Annotated in this window: 14 protein-coding genes and 1 pseudogene; 3 read left to right on the top strand and 12 right to left on the bottom strand. The window is 73.0% G+C overall.

Annotated elements, in window-relative coordinates; all coding sequences use genetic code 11:
- Positions 1-50 precede the first annotated feature (50 nt).
- From ACH4DX_RS19690 to ACH4DX_RS19655, 8 genes are all read right to left on the bottom strand, one after another.
- A complete protein-coding gene (locus tag ACH4DX_RS19690) occupies positions 51-968 on the bottom strand; it encodes a methyltransferase domain-containing protein (protein WP_398156041.1) in 918 nt (305 codons plus the stop codon).
- Between the two features lie 35 nt (positions 969-1,003).
- On the bottom strand, positions 1,004-2,389 hold the full coding sequence (locus ACH4DX_RS19685; RefSeq protein ID WP_398156226.1) for an APC family permease: 1,386 nt from the start codon (positions 2,387-2,389) through the stop codon (positions 1,004-1,006).
- Positions 2,390-2,460: 71 nt separating this feature from the next.
- Positions 2,461-4,029 (bottom strand): GMC family oxidoreductase, encoded by a 1,569-nt coding sequence (locus tag ACH4DX_RS19680; protein ID WP_398156040.1) that lies wholly within the window; start codon positions 4,027-4,029, stop codon positions 2,461-2,463.
- Between the two features lie 72 nt (positions 4,030-4,101).
- A complete protein-coding gene (locus ACH4DX_RS19675; RefSeq protein WP_398156039.1) occupies positions 4,102-5,568 on the bottom strand; it encodes an aldehyde dehydrogenase family protein in 1,467 nt (488 codons plus the stop codon).
- 294 nt (positions 5,569-5,862) lie between these two features.
- The gene (locus ACH4DX_RS19670) at positions 5,863-6,093 is read right to left on the bottom strand and encodes a hypothetical protein (protein ID WP_398122360.1); all 231 of its coding nucleotides are present in this window, start codon (positions 6,091-6,093) and stop codon (positions 5,863-5,865) included.
- A gap of 293 nt (positions 6,094-6,386) precedes the next feature.
- Entirely contained in the window at positions 6,387-6,578 is a 192-nt protein-coding gene (locus ACH4DX_RS19665; protein ID WP_398122361.1) for a hypothetical protein, read from the bottom strand.
- Between the two features lie 77 nt (positions 6,579-6,655).
- The gene (locus ACH4DX_RS19660) at positions 6,656-6,892 is read right to left on the bottom strand and encodes a darcynin family protein (RefSeq protein WP_398156038.1); all 237 of its coding nucleotides are present in this window, start codon (positions 6,890-6,892) and stop codon (positions 6,656-6,658) included.
- A 6-nt stretch (positions 6,893-6,898) separates the two neighbouring features.
- Entirely contained in the window at positions 6,899-7,165 is a 267-nt protein-coding gene (locus ACH4DX_RS19655; RefSeq protein ID WP_398156037.1) for a hypothetical protein, read from the bottom strand.
- Positions 7,166-7,491: 326 nt separating this feature from the next.
- Between ACH4DX_RS19655 and ACH4DX_RS19650 the strand changes: the two are divergent.
- Together ACH4DX_RS19650 and ACH4DX_RS19645 are read left to right on the top strand one after the other, a co-directional pair.
- Positions 7,492-9,107 (top strand): annotated as a pseudogene (locus ACH4DX_RS19650) (PP2C family protein-serine/threonine phosphatase).
- Positions 9,104-10,219 carry a B12-binding domain-containing protein gene (locus tag ACH4DX_RS19645; protein ID WP_398156036.1) on the top strand — a complete coding sequence of 372 codons (1,116 nt, stop codon included), beginning with the start codon at positions 9,104-9,106 and terminating at the stop codon, positions 10,217-10,219. Before ACH4DX_RS19650 ends, ACH4DX_RS19645 begins: the two are co-directional and overlap by 4 nt.
- Before the next feature lie 138 nt (positions 10,220-10,357).
- Here ACH4DX_RS19645 and ACH4DX_RS19640 read toward each other — a convergent pair whose 3' ends face one another.
- The 3 genes from ACH4DX_RS19640 to ACH4DX_RS19630 form a co-directional block, all read right to left on the bottom strand.
- Positions 10,358-10,774 carry a hypothetical protein gene (locus ACH4DX_RS19640; protein ID WP_398156035.1) on the bottom strand — a complete coding sequence of 139 codons (417 nt, stop codon included), beginning with the start codon at positions 10,772-10,774 and terminating at the stop codon, positions 10,358-10,360.
- A complete protein-coding gene (locus tag ACH4DX_RS19635; protein WP_398156034.1) occupies positions 10,771-11,487 on the bottom strand; it encodes a hypothetical protein in 717 nt (238 codons plus the stop codon). The genes ACH4DX_RS19640 and ACH4DX_RS19635 overlap by 4 nt, the downstream gene beginning before the upstream one ends.
- Positions 11,488-11,735: 248 nt before the next feature.
- Positions 11,736-12,524, bottom strand: coding sequence for a helix-turn-helix domain-containing protein (locus ACH4DX_RS19630; RefSeq protein ID WP_398156033.1), 789 nt, complete (start codon positions 12,522-12,524; stop codon positions 11,736-11,738).
- Between the two features lie 263 nt (positions 12,525-12,787).
- Here ACH4DX_RS19630 and ACH4DX_RS19625 point away from each other — a divergent pair, with 263 nt between their 5' ends.
- Positions 12,788-14,497, top strand: a complete 1,710-nt coding sequence (locus ACH4DX_RS19625) for a dihydroxyacetone kinase subunit DhaK (protein ID WP_398156032.1) — start codon at positions 12,788-12,790, stop codon at positions 14,495-14,497.
- On the opposite strand, the gene ACH4DX_RS19620 is transcribed toward ACH4DX_RS19625, so the two are convergent.
- Complete coding sequence (locus tag ACH4DX_RS19620) at positions 14,484-15,242, bottom strand: methyltransferase domain-containing protein (protein ID WP_398156031.1); 759 nt, start codon at positions 15,240-15,242, stop codon at positions 14,484-14,486. The two genes, ACH4DX_RS19625 and ACH4DX_RS19620, sit on opposite strands and share 14 nt — an antisense overlap.
- Positions 15,243-15,245 lie beyond the last annotated feature (3 nt).

Here is a 15,245-nt window from a genome sequence, read left to right as displayed (position 1 = left end):
GGTTCCTGACGGGGCGCTGGCGGCGGCTCCTGCGACCGGGGGTGACGAGGCTACGGCGTGCCGGTTCCGGCGCCGCCCGGCTTGTCGAGCACCAGGGCGGAGTAGCGCACGCTCCGTCCCACGGACCGGTGGGCGGCCAGGACGTCGACGGTGTGACTCCAGTCCGCCGCGGTGAACTCCCGCAGACCGGGCCGGGCCAAGCACAGCAGCCCGCGCCCGGTGCGGGAGCCCGCGAGGTGGGTGAGGACGGTGCCCAGGCGCAGCGAACGTTCGACGACCGGCCGGGTCCAGTCCAGCGAACGCCGGACGAGGAACCCGGCACGGGCGGCGTTCGTCAGGTGGCGCTCCAGGGGCTCGAACCCCTCGATCTGCCAGGAGGCGCGTGCAAGGCCCCGCGGATCGAGCCGCCGGATCTCCTCCGGGTCCGCGGTGGCCCAGGTGAAGTCGACCAGGACGAGACGGCCACCGGGCCGCAGCACCCGGTAGGCCTCGGTGTGCAGAGCCCGGCGCCCTTCGGGGGACAGGTGGAAGGCCGCCTCCAGGCAGTGCACCCGGTCGAACGGCGTCTCCGCCACCGCGTCCCCGTCGGCCCGCCGGGGGAGGCGGGTGACGTCGGCCACGGCGAAATCGGTGTTCGCGGCGTGTGCGTAGCGGGCGCGGGCCTGGGCGATCTGCCGGTCGCTGATGTCCACGCCGACCGCCTCACAGCCCGCCGCACCCAGCCGGGCGGTGGTGTGCCCGCGGCCGCAGCAGGCGTCGAGGACCCGGTGCCCCGGCCTGGCTCCGAGGAGCGCCAGGCTGTGCGTCTCCAGGCGGCGCTGGAAGAAGGCGAGGCCGCCGATGAGCGCGGGCAGGGTCGGAAGGGTGTAGTACCCGAGGTTCACCAGGTCGCCCCAGCCCAAGTGCCGGAACAACCGGAAGAACGCGTTGGCGTCACTGTAGGAGGCCGCCAGCCTGTCCTCCTCCATCTCCACCGCCCTTTCCCCAAGCCCCAGTCCCGGCCCTAGTCGGGCACGGCGTTCCCCGAGGGAGCGTCACCGCGTCCGTAGTGGTGCGTGGTGAACATGTACACCAGTCCCGCGAACACCACGACGCCGCCGCTGAGCAGCACGATCCAATTGTCGTACCAGGGGGCTTCGGGGGTGCGGGGCCAGGCGATGTTGACGACGGCGAAGACCCCGTACGCGAGTGCCCCGACGTTGACCAGGATGCCCCAGCGGCCGAGCCGGTACGCGCCGCTCGGCTTCCAGCCCTTGAGGCGGGCCCGCAGCGCCGCGAGAACGACCATCTGGAAGGCGGCGTAGATGCCGAGGATCGCAAACGACACGATCTTGGTCAGGGCGTCTGTGGAGATCAGCGAGCCGACGGCGATGAGCGCGGGCACGACCGCCGCGATGAGCAGGGCGTACGGGGGGACCGCGCGCGCCGCGGAGAACTTCCGCAGCAGCCGGTGCCCGATGATCATCTCGTCGCGGGCGTAGGAGTAGATCAGCCGCCCGGCCGCGGCTTGCAGACTGATCGTGCAGGACAGGAAGGAGATGAGGACCACGGCCATCACGGTCCGTGCGCCCGCCTCGCCGAGGGCGTCGAAGAGGACCCCGACCACCGGGTCGCTGTCCTTGCCCGAGATCACCGCCCGGTAGTCGACGACGGCGAGCAGCAGCGTCAGGCAGGTGAACGTCGCCGCCGCCCCGCCGACGTAGATGGTGCGGCGCATCGCCTTGGGGATCACCTTGCCGGGGTCCTTGACCTCCTCGGCGACGTCCCCGCAGGCCTCGAAACCGTAGTACTGGTAGAAGCCGATGATCGCCGCGCCGAGGAAGACGGGCAGATAGGAACCGTCACCGGCGGCGCCGAAGTCGTCGAAGAGGACGCCGAGGCCGTGGAAGCGGTGGGTGGTCAGGAGGATGACTCCGACGACGAGCGCGCCGAGCAGCTCCGCGCTGAACCCGATGAGCGCCGCCGTCGACAGGGCCTTCGTACCCGCGTAGTTGATGAGTACGGAGATGAGGATCAACGCGACCGTGCACAGGACGGTGGTGTGCACGGTGGGGCGGAAGCCGAGCAGGATCGCGATGTAGGGCCCCGCGCCGTACGCGACGCTGGTGATCGTGACGAGCAGCGCCCACATGTAGACCCACCCGGTCATCCACGCCCAGCGCTTGCCCCACAGCCGCCGCGCCCACGGATAGACCCCGCCCGCGACCGGGTACTGCGCGACGACCTCGCCGAAGACGAGCGCGACGAGGAACTGTCCGCAGCCCGCCATGACGAAGGCCCAGATCATGGGCGGGCCGCCGTCGGCGAGGGCCGTGCCGAAGAGGGTGTAGGTGCTCACCACCGGCGAGAGGTAGGTGAATCCGAGGGCGAAGTTCGCCCACGGACCCATCTCCTTGCGGAACTCCGACTTCTCCTCCCCGGGGGCCGCGGCCGCGGTGTCGTCCGGTGTCCCGGAAGCGGTCACCGGCCCGTTCCCTCCGTGCCCAGCGGCACGGGAGCGGGCCTGGCGCTGATGAGGTCCGCGGCGCGCTCGGCGGCGAGCAGCACGGTGACCATGGGGTTGATGGTCGGCATGGTGGGGAAGACGGACGCGTCCACGATGCGAAGGCCGTCGTGCCCGCGCAGCCGCAGCTGGGGATCGACCACCGCGAGGGGGTCGTCCTCCGCGCCCATCCGGCAGGTCCCCGCCGGGTGGTAGACGGTGTGCGCGGCCCGGCGCCCGTACTCGGACAGGTCCGCGTCCGAACGCACGTCGGGGCCCGGCGCCACCTCGCGCAGCAGCCAGTCGCTGAGCGGCGCGGTGGACGCCACCTCGCGGGCGATGCGCAGGCCGTCGACGATCGTGCGCTCGTCGTACCCCTCCGGATCGGTGAAGTAGCGGAAGTCCAGGGCGGGTTTGACAGTCGGGTCCGCGCTGCGCAGCCACATGCGGCCCACGGAGCGGGCGCGGGGCACATTGGGGGTCATGCAGACGCCGTGCTCGGGAACGGGGTAGCCGAGGCGTTCGGTGTTGGTGGTGAACGGCACCTGGTAGAAGTGGAACATCAGGTCGGGACGCGGGTCGCCCGCCGCGTCGCGGCGCAGGAAGAGACCGGCGTCGGAGTCCATCGCCGAGTTGGGCGGCAGCGGCCCGCGGGTCTCCCACACCATCACCGACTCGGGGTGGTCCAGGAGGTTCTCCCCGACCCCCGGCAGGTCCGCGCGGACCTCGATGCCCAGGTCGCGCAGCTGGTCGGCGGGCCCGATGCCGGAGAGCAGCAGCAGCCGGGGAGTGTCGATGGCACCGGCGCACAGCAGCACCTCCGCCTCGGCCTCGAGCGTCGACACCGAGCCGTCGGGGTTGCGGACCTGTACGCGGGTGAAGCGGCCCTCGCTGTCGCGCAGGAGCCGGTAGGCCCACGTCTCCAGACGCAGCGTCAGATTCGGGCGGTCCATGACGGGATGCAGATACGCGACCGAGGCGGAGGAACGGTTGTTGGTCGCCGGGTCGTAGGCGAGGGAGAAGAACCCGGCGCCGTCGGTGAACGGGCGGGCGTTGAAGTCCTCGACGACGGGCACGCCGAGCCCGGTGCTCGCCGCCGTGACGAAGTCCTGCGCGATGGCGTTGCGGTCGGCCGCGCCGACGGGCACGATCGTGTTCTGGAGCCTCGACCGGTACGGCAGGATCGTCTCGGGACCCCAGCCCTCGCAGCCGCTGCGCACCCACTCGTCCAGGTCCTGCGGGAAGGGCAGGAAGCTGATCAGGGTGTTGTGCGAGGAGCAGCCGCCGAGCACCCGGGCCCGGGAGTGCAGGATGTGGGAGTTGCCGCGCGCCTGCTCCTCGGTGGTGTAGCCGTAGTCGAACTCGGAGCCGAGCAGATTGATCCAGTTGCGGAGCTTCAGGATGCGCTCGTCACCGACGTCGCTCGGCCCGCCCTCCACCACGCACACCCGGCAGGCGGGATCCTCGCTGAGCCGCGCGGCCAGTACGGAGCCCGCCGTACCACCGCCGATGATCAGGTAGTCGTAGGTCGTCGTCTCGTCGTCCATGCTGTCGCCCTCGCCTCGCACCCGGCCCTGTCAGCCCTTGTCCTGTCGGCCCTGTCCCGTCGGCCTGTTCCGTCAGCCCTTGAACCAGCCGCCGGGGGCCGGCCGCAGGTTCTGGTAGATGTGCTTGGCCTCCTGGTACTCGCGCAGGCCCGTGGGCCCCAGTTCGCGGCCGAAGCCGGAACGGCCGAAGCCGCCCCACTCCGCCTGCGGCACATAGGGGTGGAAGTCGTTGATCCAGACGGTGCCGTGCCGCAGCCGGGCGGCGACCCGCTGGGCGCGGCTCGCGTCGTTCGTCCAGACGCCGCCCGCCAGGCCGTAGCGGGTGTCGTTGGCCAGTTCCACGGCCTCGTCCTCGGAGCGGAACCGCTCCACCGTCACCACGGGCCCGAACACCTCCTCCTGCACGATGCGCATGGAGCGGTCGCAGTCGGCGTAGACGGTGGGAAGCAGGAAGAAGCCGCGCGACAGTTCGGGGTCGTCCGGGCGCCGGCCGCCGCACACCAGGCGGGCGCCGTCGCCACGGGCGATCTCCAGATAGCCCTCGACCTTCTCCCGGTGCTCCGCCGAGCTGAGCGGCCCGCTCTCGGTCCGCGGGTCGAGCCCGTCGCCGAGCCGGATCGCTCCCGCGCGGGCGGCGAGCCGCTCCACGAACCGGTCGTGCAGCGAGTCCTCCACCAGGAGCCGGGACCCGGCCGAGCAGACCTGACCCGAGTGTAGGAACGACGCTTCGAGGGCGTGGTCGACCGCGGCGTCGAAGTCGCAGTCGGCGAAGACCACGTTGGGGTTCTTGCCGCCGAGTTCGAGGGCGAGGTTCTTCACACCCGGCGCGCACGCCTCCATGATCCGACGCCCGGTGGCCAGACCGCCGGTGAAGGAGACCAGGTCCACCTCGGGGTGGGACGCCATGGCGGCGCCGACGGTCGCACCCGGGCCGAGCACCAGGTTCGCCACCCCGGCGGGAGCGCCAGCCTCGGCGATCAGCCGCATCATGTGGACCGTGGACAGCGGCGTCGTCTCACTGGGCTTCAGCACGAAGGCGTTGCCCGCTGCCAGCGCCGGTGCGACCTTCCAGGAGGCCTGGAGCAACGGGTAGTTCCACGGCGCGATGAGCGCGCAGACACCGATGGGGTGGTAGGTGACCCGGCTGAGCACATCGGGGCCGACGTCCACGACCCGGCCGCCGTCCTTGTCGGCGATCTCACCGAAGTAGCGGAACGCGTTCGAGACGTCCTCGACGTCGATCCGGGCCTCGGCGAGCGTCTTGCCCGTGTCGAGCGTTTCGACGTGGGCGATCTCCTCCTGGTCCCGCAGCAGGAAACGCGCCACCCTGAGCAGGACATCGGCCCGTTCCCGGGTGGGCGCCGACGACCAGTCGCCGCGGTCGAAGGCGCGCCGCGCGGCCCTGACCGCGAGGTCGACGTCCGCCTCGTCGGCGTCGTCGACCTGCTGGACCACCGACGCGTCGAACGGGTTGACCACATCCCGCCGCGCAGCGTGGACGGCCCCGGTCCACTCGCCGTCGACGAACAGTTCCGGCATCGCGGGCTCCCTCGCTCTCGTACCTGTGCCTGCCGAGGTCACCCACCGGCACGCACACCGGGCACCAACATCGTCCGGACGGCAAGCACCGGCCAAGGGGACGCACCGGCCGGGGGAGGGTTGGGCGCCGATGTGACCTGGTTGGGCTAGGGAGTTCCGCGAGGCGGTGAAGCCGCAGTGCCCCAGAACTGCACCTCCCGGGGCAGGGACCCTTGCGCCGGCCCTGCCCCGGGAGGGGACTGCGTGTCCACGCCCGCTCGGGGCGTGGTGCTGCCTGCTCTGCGAGCGCGGTCGTCAGCGGGGCTGGTGACCGTGGCCCTTCTTGTCGTGACCCTTGAGCGTCGACCAGACGATGCCGAGCTGACCGCCCACGCTGTCGTAGGTGCGGTCGACTCCCTGGTGGTGGTAGCTCTGCCCGACGGGCGGGTTGTAGCGGTCGTGGTCGTCGGCGACGGCCGCGCCGGCCCCGACAGCCAGGACGGACACGGTGAGAGCGGCGGCGAGGATGGTGGAACGAACACGCATGAGGATATTCCTCCTGGAATATGCAGCTACTGTCGCTGTATCACCTGCCGCGACAGCCGGGCCGCGTAACGTGACAGCGCGCGCTCTCCACTCGAACAGACGCAGACGACAGCTCTATGAGCGGATGCCGCCGCGGAGCGCAGCGGGTTCCGCTTGTCCCCGCGGCCCCGTCTTCGCGGCTCACCGCGACGCGGGCACGGTGGGGAACGCAACGAGAAACGGCCCCTCGGGCGAGGGGCCGTTTCTCTTGGAACCCGTTCGTGGACGCGGGTCCTCGCTCCGACGCGGATCGGTCAGAGGTGGAAGTTGTCCGCGACGGTCGCGCCCATCCCCGACCCGTTGCTGCCGACGAGGCCGTAGTGCGAGAGCTGCTCGTCGTCCACGTCCACGGGTGCGGAAGTCGGGGCGGCGGAGGCGCTGGTGGCGCCGCCGAGGATGGCGACACAGGCGAGGGCGGCGGCCGCGGTCAGCGTGCGAATACGCATGGAGTTTCTCCCAGGTGGAGTGAGTACGGCTGGTCACCACCGATTGCACCCCAGCTGTCCGCACTCCGCATCCACGGCTACTCCGACGGTGCGACCGCTGCTCCGACGGTGCGAACGCGCGGGCGCCGTGCGCGGTGGCGGTCGGGTGGGGATGGTGGTGACGGCTCGCTGCCGTAGGCGCGGGCGCAGCCGTTCTCGGTGCCGACGAGGGGGTCGACGACCGGCAAGTGGCGGTCCCGGAACGGGGTTTCGCGCGGCGCGCCGATGAGGAGCGGGGAGCGTCCCCCGCGCCGCCGCCCGCCCGCACATTTCACCGGCAGTCAGGAACCGTACGCTCGCGGGGCTCTACCGCCGCCTCCAGTGCCAGCAGGATGCAAAGGACGCTTGGCAGCGGAGGTGGCGTTCACCGCGGCCCCGCCGAACAGGTCGAAGGCGTCCACCCCGAGCGCGGACCAGCCCGCGCCGACCGCTCCCGCCCCGGCGAGGACACCGCCGAGCACGGCGGTCGCGTACCCGGCCAACCGCTCGGCGGGTCGCGCCCCCGGCCCGATCGGTCGCTCGTCCACCCCCTGGACGGCCCCGGCCATCACCCCGCCTCCCGGGTGCGCAGTCCCTCGACGCACAAGTCGACGATCGTCGTCGAACTCCAGGCAGGACCCAAGGCAAGGCACCGTGTGGACGGGTCCCTGGCATCGCGCGGTCGGGAGTGTGAGATGTCCCTCGGTTTCATGGCCACGGAGGCGGGAAAGGCTCCCTAGTTCCAGGGAAGAAACCCGTTCCGTGCGTTATGTCCGGAGCCGTCGGTCGATTCGGTGGTTGCACGACACACCCGGCATGCGGGACCGTACTCGAAGATCGGTTCTCTGCTGTCTTCGCTGAGTGAGGTGTGGGTCCACGCGTAGGGGCCCCTTACATGACTTCTACCCCGGCCGGGCCCCGCACCAAAGCCGTGCGCACGGTGAGCGTCACCTCCGCCCCGTACCCGGTGCTGGTCACGGAGGCGGACGGCCGTGTCGTGGAACTCAACGACGCCGCCGGTGCCCTCCTTCCGGCCGCCCGCATCGGACAGTTCCTGACGACGCCCGCCTGGCTCGCGGACGCGGACGGCACGCACCCGGCGCCGGTGCGCGGCGCCGTGGGGGACCGGGTGTTCTCGGCGTGTCCGGTGGCCCTGGGGGACGGCGGCACAGCGTGGTGGCTGACGGAGGAGACCGCCTACCACGCGGCGGTCGCCGACCTGGAGGCCGAGCGCGGGCGCACCCGATTCCTCACCGAGGCCTCCAGCGCCCTGCTCGCCTCGCTGAACCTGGACCGGTGCATGGAGGTCACCGCGCGTCTGGCCACGGAACACCTGGCCGACGCCGCCGTGGTCATCGCGCCCACCGCGGCCAGGAGTCTGCCGATGGTGGGCTGCGACCACCAGGGCGTCATCACCCGCGGCGAGGCCTTCGAGGCACCGGACGCCGTGCCGGGTCTGGCGGAAGCCCTCCGGGGCTTCCCGCCGGTGCCCTCGCGGTGGATAGACCCCGCATCGGCTCCGGACTGGCTGGTCCCGGCCGGGTTCGGCGAGGTCGGCTCGCTGGCGATCACACCGCTCCCTGGCCACGGCGTCCCCGCGGGGGCACTGATCCTGCTGCGCCGGGCCCAGCAGGCCGCCTTCAGCGAGGCGGAGGAGTCACTGGCCGGCCTCTTCGCCGCCCGGGCCGGGGCGGCCATGTCCGCGGCCCGCCTGTACGCGGAGCAGAACACCATCTCCGACACCCTGATGCGTGAGCTCCTGCCGCCCACCCTGCGGCAGGTGGAAGGGGTCGAGTTCGCGGGCGGGTACCGGGCGAGCGCGGACACGGAACGCGTCGGCGGCGACTTCTACGACGTCCACCCGCCCGGCGAGGACTGCCCCGAGACCCTCGCCGTCCTCGGTGACGTGGCGGGCAAGGGCCTGGAAGCCGCGGTCCTCACCGGCAGGATCCGCACCACGCTGCACGCCCTGCTGCCCATGGCCGACGACCACGCCAAGATGCTGCGCCTGCTGAACAACGCCATGCGCGGCAGCCGCCACACGCGCTTCGCGACGCTCGTCCTCGCCTCCGTCCGCCGCGCGGAACGCGACGTGCTGCTACGGCTGACGTGCGCCGGGCACCCCGCCCCGCTGATCGTGCGCGCGGACGGCACCGTCGAGGAGGCCGACACCCACGGCTCCCTGCTCGGCGTCCTGCCCGCCGTCACCTCCAGGACCACGCAGGTACGGCTCGCACCGGGGGAGACGTGCCTGCTGTTCACCGACGGCGTCACCGAGGCCAAGGGCGGCCCGCTGGGCGACACCATGTTCGGTGAGCAGCGCCTCAAGCGCGCCGCAGCCGAGTGCGTCGGCCTGCCCGCCGAGGCCGTCGTGGAGCGCGTACAGATGGTCACCTCGCAGTGGATCGGCGACGGACACCACGACGACATCGCCGTCATGGCCATCACCGCGCCCCGCGGTCCCCACCCGGCGTCGTGAACGGGCCGACCCGGGGCAGGTGTACGGGATGACCGGACCCCTCATCGATGACACCGACGACCACGCGGCGCCGGACCGCCGCGCCACCGGCACCCGCACCGCCCCGCGGCGCGACGACGGCACGGCCGGCCCCTGGGCGGACAGGCTGTGGACCGCGGTACGGGCGGGAGACGAGTACGCGGCCGTCGACACCGTCACGGCCGCGCTGGACACGGGCCTCGCGCCCGAAGCGGTACTCCTCGACGTCATCGGTGCCGTGCAGCGCAAGGTCGGCGTCGAGTGGGCCGCCAACCGCATCAGCGTGTCCGACGAACACGCAGCCACCGCCATCAACGACCGCGTCATCGCCACCCTGCCCAGACCCAGCCCCGCGGCCGACCGCGGCCGGATCACGGTCGCCTGCGTGGACCAGGAGTGGCACGCCCTGCCCGCACGCCTGGTCGCCGAGACGCTGCGGCTGCGCGGCTGGCGCGTGGACTACCTCGGCGCGCAGGTCCCCACCGCCCACCTGATCAGCCACATCCACCGCACCGGCCCCGACGCGGCGTGCCTCTCCAGCTCGCTGCCCACCCGGCTGCCCCTGGCCCACACCGCGATCACCGCCGTCCAGGCCGCGGGCACCCCGGTCATGGTCGGTGGCCTCGCCTTCGGCGCCGACGGCCGCTACGCCCGCATGCTGGGCGCCGACGCCTGGGCGCCCGACGCGCGCGCCGCCGCCGACCGGCTCGCCGCGGGACCGCTGCCCCAGCCGACGCCCGCCCACCAGAAGGCCGACGACCTGCGGCACCTGGCCGACCAGGAGTACACCATGGTCGCCAAGTCCACGACGCGTCTGGTGCGCGACAGCTTCCGGAGCATGGAGCAGCGCTTCCCCGCCATGCAGGACTACACCGACGAGCAGCGTGAGCGCACCGCGGAGGACCTCGCCCACATCGTCGACTTCCTGACCGCGGCCCTGTATGTCGACTCCGACGACGTCTTCACCGCGTTCCTCACCTGGACCGCCGAAGTCCTCACCGCACGCGCCGTCCCGGCCCGCTTCCTGCTCTCGGGCCTCGACCTGCTGGAGGAGCAGCTGCGCGACTTCCCGCGCGCCCGCCGCCTCCTGGACGCCGGACGCGCCGCACTGGCCTCCTGCCCCTGACCGCGGCACCTCGGGGCAGCGGCACCTTCGGGGCCGCGACACCTCGGGGCAGTGGCGAGCCACCTGCATCCCGGCCCGGGGTCACCGCAACTCCCGCTGCGCGTGCGACGCGCGCGTGCGCGCCCGACGCCCGTTACGTCAGTGGCCGTCCACCGTGCGGACCGTGCGGGTCTTCGAGGTCACCCCGGGCAGGGCACGCTCACCCGTCAGCAGCCCCTCGTTCGTGGCGTCGCCCTTGAGCTGCTTGTCGAAGAAGGCGGTGGCGTAGGCCGTCAGGGCGTTCTGCTGCGGGGCGGGGCGGAGGCCGCGGTCGGGACAGGTGCTGTCGTCCTCACCGAGCTGGGCGGGAGGCGTCCACTGCGTGTTGTAGAAGTTGTGGTTGCCGTCGCGCAGCGACACCGAGTACGCGGGCTCCCGGGTGCGCCCCTCCACGTCGTCCAGGTACTCCTGGCCCGCCTCCTCCACGGCCCCGTCACAGCCGGAGGTCACGACGGCCACGGACGACCGCGTGACGAGGGCGTCGCTGTTGTCGCCGTCGGGCCAGTCGAACTTCACCGGTGCGAGGGCGAGGACGGCCTTTCGAGCACCCTGACACCGTCGGGAGCCTCGGCCCGGTGCTTGTCCGACGCCTGCCACATCACACCCTTGCCGCCCCGGGAGTGTCCGACGGTCCCGACGCGCCGCATGTCCAGGTGCCCGCGCAGCGCGGGCAGTCGCCGGGCCAGCACACCGCCCCCGGAGGAGAGTTGGCTCAGGAGCCGCAGGTGCTCGTTGACGAGTCCGGCGCGGTCCCCGTAGTCGAAGGACGTCATGTTGATGCCGTCGGCGCTGAGCGAGACGACGGCGAACCCACGCGCCGCGAGGGCCCGGCCGAGGTAGTCGTAGCCCCGGTGACTGGGGTACGGGCGGCCCCGGTCGCACGGCCACGCCTGCGCCTCGGGGTCGGTGCACGCGTACCAGGCGCCGTGCGAGAGCACCACCAGGGGCAGTTTGCCGCGCACCCGGCTCGGGCGGTGCACCACCGCGCGGATCTCACTGACCGTCCCGCTCGCGGGGTGGGTGAACGCGGTGTCCCCCAGGTCGTAGGACTCCGTCACGACCCCGGTCCGCCCCGCGGCACGGGTACCGGCCGCACCCCCGTCGACGTCTCCGGCCGTGGCAGCCGCCCCGTGCGTGCCCGTCGGGCTCGCGACCAGCAGCAGCGCGGCGAGCAGTGCTCCGGCCGCGGTGCCCCGGGCTCTCGTGTGCGGGTGTACCCGTCGTCTCATCCTGGCTCTCCAGTCCTCGGCCGCCGCTCGACGGCCGTCGTGTTTGCGGACGCCGCGGCGGGGCGTCTCCCGCCGCGCCCGGGAGGACGGAACGGCGCATCGCCCGGTTGTCCCGTGAGTTGTCAGGAGGATGTGAGGCCGAGGGACCCGGCGGGCGTCGTGCGGCACCGTGTTGGCGACGCCGTGGTCCTTCTCCAGCTGTTCGGGGACGGCCTGGCCCGGGCCCCGGCCCCGCTCCGACTCCCGTGTCACGGGAAGGCGGCCGTGCCGTCCGCCGGAGTGAGCATGATCCAGCGGGTGTCCGGTGCGTCGCACGGGACGCAGGCGGCGACGCGCACCTCCGTCGGGCGCGGCGAGAACAGGGGGAGGTACATGGGGTGCGGGGTCCCGAGGGGGAAGGTGCCCGTGGGGGTGTGGGACTGCCACAGGCGTTCGGTGTCCGGTGCCCGGCGGACGGTGCGGACGACCTCGTCCAGGCGGGGGTTCGGGCCGCCGCCCTGCCAGGAGAGGCGGAGCTGCCCGAGGAGTGGCCCCGCCCAGTGGCTCTGCCACTCGCGGAGCTGGTAGCGGGACGCGTCGGAGAACGCCCAGACCATGACGTTGGCCCCCGGTCGCACGAGCCAGGGACAGTGGCGGGCCGCGATGTCGTTCGCGTGGACGACGTCCCAGGCCGCGTCGCACAGAAAGCTGATGCAGTGCTGCCTGCGCACCAGGTCGAGCAGCCCGGGCGCCGGACGCGTGGGCCCCGGCCGCGGCGGCGAGTGGCCGGTGCCCCGGTGCAGCGCGGCGGCCTGAGCGGGGCCGAGTCCCAGGACGCGTACGACACCGTCGATGAACTCCCGGCTGTAGGGCCGGTCCTCGCCGCTCTCCAGGGCGCGGTACCAGCGCTCCGAGACGCCCAGGAGCAGCGCCACATCGAGCTGCGTGAGGCGGGCGCGCCGGCCGCGGCCCGGCACCAGGCCCGTGACCGCCTCCGGTGGCCGGGCCGCACGCCAGGCGCGCACCATCCGTCCGAGATCCTGACGACGGGCGTCCATAAGGCAAAACTCCAGTAAATTCAGCGGTGCGCCCGGGCGGAGGAGCGGAGGAGTGTGCTGGTCGCGGGCGTGGAAAGCACACGGGTGGCGCCGGTGAACCGACGCGGTACAACCGGAACTGGAGAGTACCGGAACTGTAGGGTTCCGGTGGCGGCCCGTCGTCGGCGGTCATGGTGGGGCCGCAGCGGTGCCGGGCCGAGCGGTCACCCCACCGCCCGGGCGCACCGCATGTGCCTGCCCGCACGCCCTTGGAGGTTCCTGCCATGACGTACTTCCTGCCGGAGACGGACGCGGTGTCGACCGCGGCCCGCGGCCTCGCCCTGACCCACCCGGACACGATCGCGGTGCACGACGCTCCGCTCCACCTCACCGCGCGCTCGCCCCACCCCGACCGGCGCGTGGCCCTGGTGTCGGGCGGCGGGTCGGGTCACGAGCCGCTGCACACCGGCCTGCTCGGGCGTGGCGGCCTCGACGCGGTGTGCCCGGGACAGGTCTTCGCCTCCCCGCACAACCGGCAGATCTACGAGGCGAGCCGGGCGATGGCGAAGCGGGACGGCGTCCTGCTCATCGTGAAGAACTACACCGGCGACGTCATCAACTTCCGGATCGCGGCGGAACGCCTGCGTCACGACGGCATCCCCGTGGCATCGGTCCTGGTCGACGACGACCTGGCCACCGACATCGCGGACAGCGCGACCGGCCGCCGCGGCACCGCCGCCACCGTGGTGGTGGAGAAGCTGCTCGGTGCCGCCGCGGACCGCGGCGCCGCCCTGGAGGAACTCGCCGCGCTCGGTTCCCGGATCGTGTCCCGCTCACGCAGCCTGGCCGTCGCCGCCCGCGCACAGACCTCCCCGACCACCGGCGTACCCGCCTTCGACCTGCCCGCCGGCATCCTCGAGTACGGCGTCGGCATCCACGGCGAACGCGGTGTCCGCACCATGGCCCGCCCGCCCGTCGACACCCTCGTACGCCAGATGACGGACGAACTCCTCGCCGCGCTCCCGCCCGGTCGCGACGAGGTGCTCGCCCTCGTCAACGGCCTGGGCGCCACCACCGGCCTGGAGCTGCACTCCGTCAGCGCCCTCCTTGTGGACCTGCTCGCCGAACGCGGTGTACGGACCGCCCTCGTGGTCCCCGGCACCTACACCTCCGCCCTGGACATGGCCGGCTTCTCGCTCACCCTGACGCGGCTCGAAGAGGGCTGGACGGATCTGTGGGACGCCGACACGGGCACCCCCCTCACCTTCCCCAAGTGCGTCGGCGCCGCGGACCCCGGCCCCGCCGTGCAGCCGCCGACCGCCGCCCCGGCCGCCGCCGAGCAGGGGCACGGCAGCCGTGCGGTGCTCGACCGGTACGCGCTGATCGTCACGCAGGTCCGCGACAACCTCACCAGGCTCGACCAGCTCGTCGGGGACGGCGACTTCGGCGACAACCTCGCGGGCGGTGTGCGCCGCGCCGTCCGTCGCGCCGACGAGACCGGCGTCGAGGGGACGGCCGCGCTCGCCCATGTCTTCCTCGACGAGGTGGGCGGCACCAGCGGGCCGCTGTTCGGGCTGCTCTTCCAGCACCTGGCGGCCGTCTCGCCCGCCGACGGCCGGGCGCCGGCCCTGCCCGCCCTCGCCGACGCGACCTCCGCCGCGCTCGCCGCGATCCGCCGGGTCGGTGGCGCCGCCCCCGGCGACTGCACCCTCGTCGACGCCCTCGCCTCCGCCGCCGACACCCTCGCGTCCCCGCCGCCGGAGGCCGCCGACGCGCCCCTCACCTGCGCCGCGGAGGCCGCCGTCCGCGGTGCCCTGGCCACCGCCACGCTGCGGGCCCGCCGGGGCCGGGCGAGCTACGTCGGAGACCACGCCGTCGGCGTCCCCGACCCCGGCGCCCTGGCGGTGGCGCTTCTCTACACCGTGCTGGCCGACGTCCACGAACCGGCCACGGCCACGCGGCTTCCGGCACCCGGGCACATCACCGCGCACTGAACCCGGACGGCGCCCGCAGATGCCGCCACCGCACCGGATCACGCGCGTCCGCGCCCGGTCGTGTGGCGGGCAGCGGCCCGGGGGCGGCGGTGTCGAGGACGAGGACCTCGTCGCCGCCGGGCTGGAACGCGTAGCCGACCCGGTCCAGACGCGACGGCACGCCCAGGGCGTCCAGCGCGTTGCGCAGCCGGTCCAGGGCCGGATAGCGCTCATCGCTCGTGTGCAGCACGACCGGGAAGAGCCGCACCTCACGGCGTGCCACCCGCACCAGCTCGATCAGTGCGCTCAGATGGAAGTCCTCGCCGAGCTGCGCCCCGTAGGAGAACAGCAGGTGCGAGCTGAGGACGAGGTCGAAGGAGCGGTCGGGGAAGGGCAGGTGCGGCAGCGCGCCCGCGACATAGCGGTCCGGGCGGGCCGCGATGTCGGCGGTGAAGGCGCGCGCCGACTCCGCCCGCAGCCGGGTGTAGCGCTCGGGGGTGCCGAACCAGTCCCAGACGAAGTCCCGCGCGCCGGCGGCCACGTCCGCGTGCTTGTGCTCGATCTCGCGCTGGGCGAGGGCGCCGAGCACGTCTCGTTCCTGACCGTACAGCGGGTCGACGGCGACCGCGTCGACGCCCCGGGCCCCGGCCTGTGCCACGAAGCTCGCGGCCCCGCCGGGGCAGTCGAGGACACGCTGTGCGAGGTCGTCGTCCGAGAGCGCGAACATGGCCCGGTACTCGTCGAAGGACCGGGAGCTGACCAGCATCGC

It is taken from the genome of Streptomyces sp. NPDC017940, from assembly GCF_044328435.1.
GTDB lineage: Bacteria > Actinomycetota > Actinomycetes > Streptomycetales > Streptomycetaceae > Streptomyces.
This window is presented reverse-complemented; position numbering and strand designations above follow the sequence as displayed.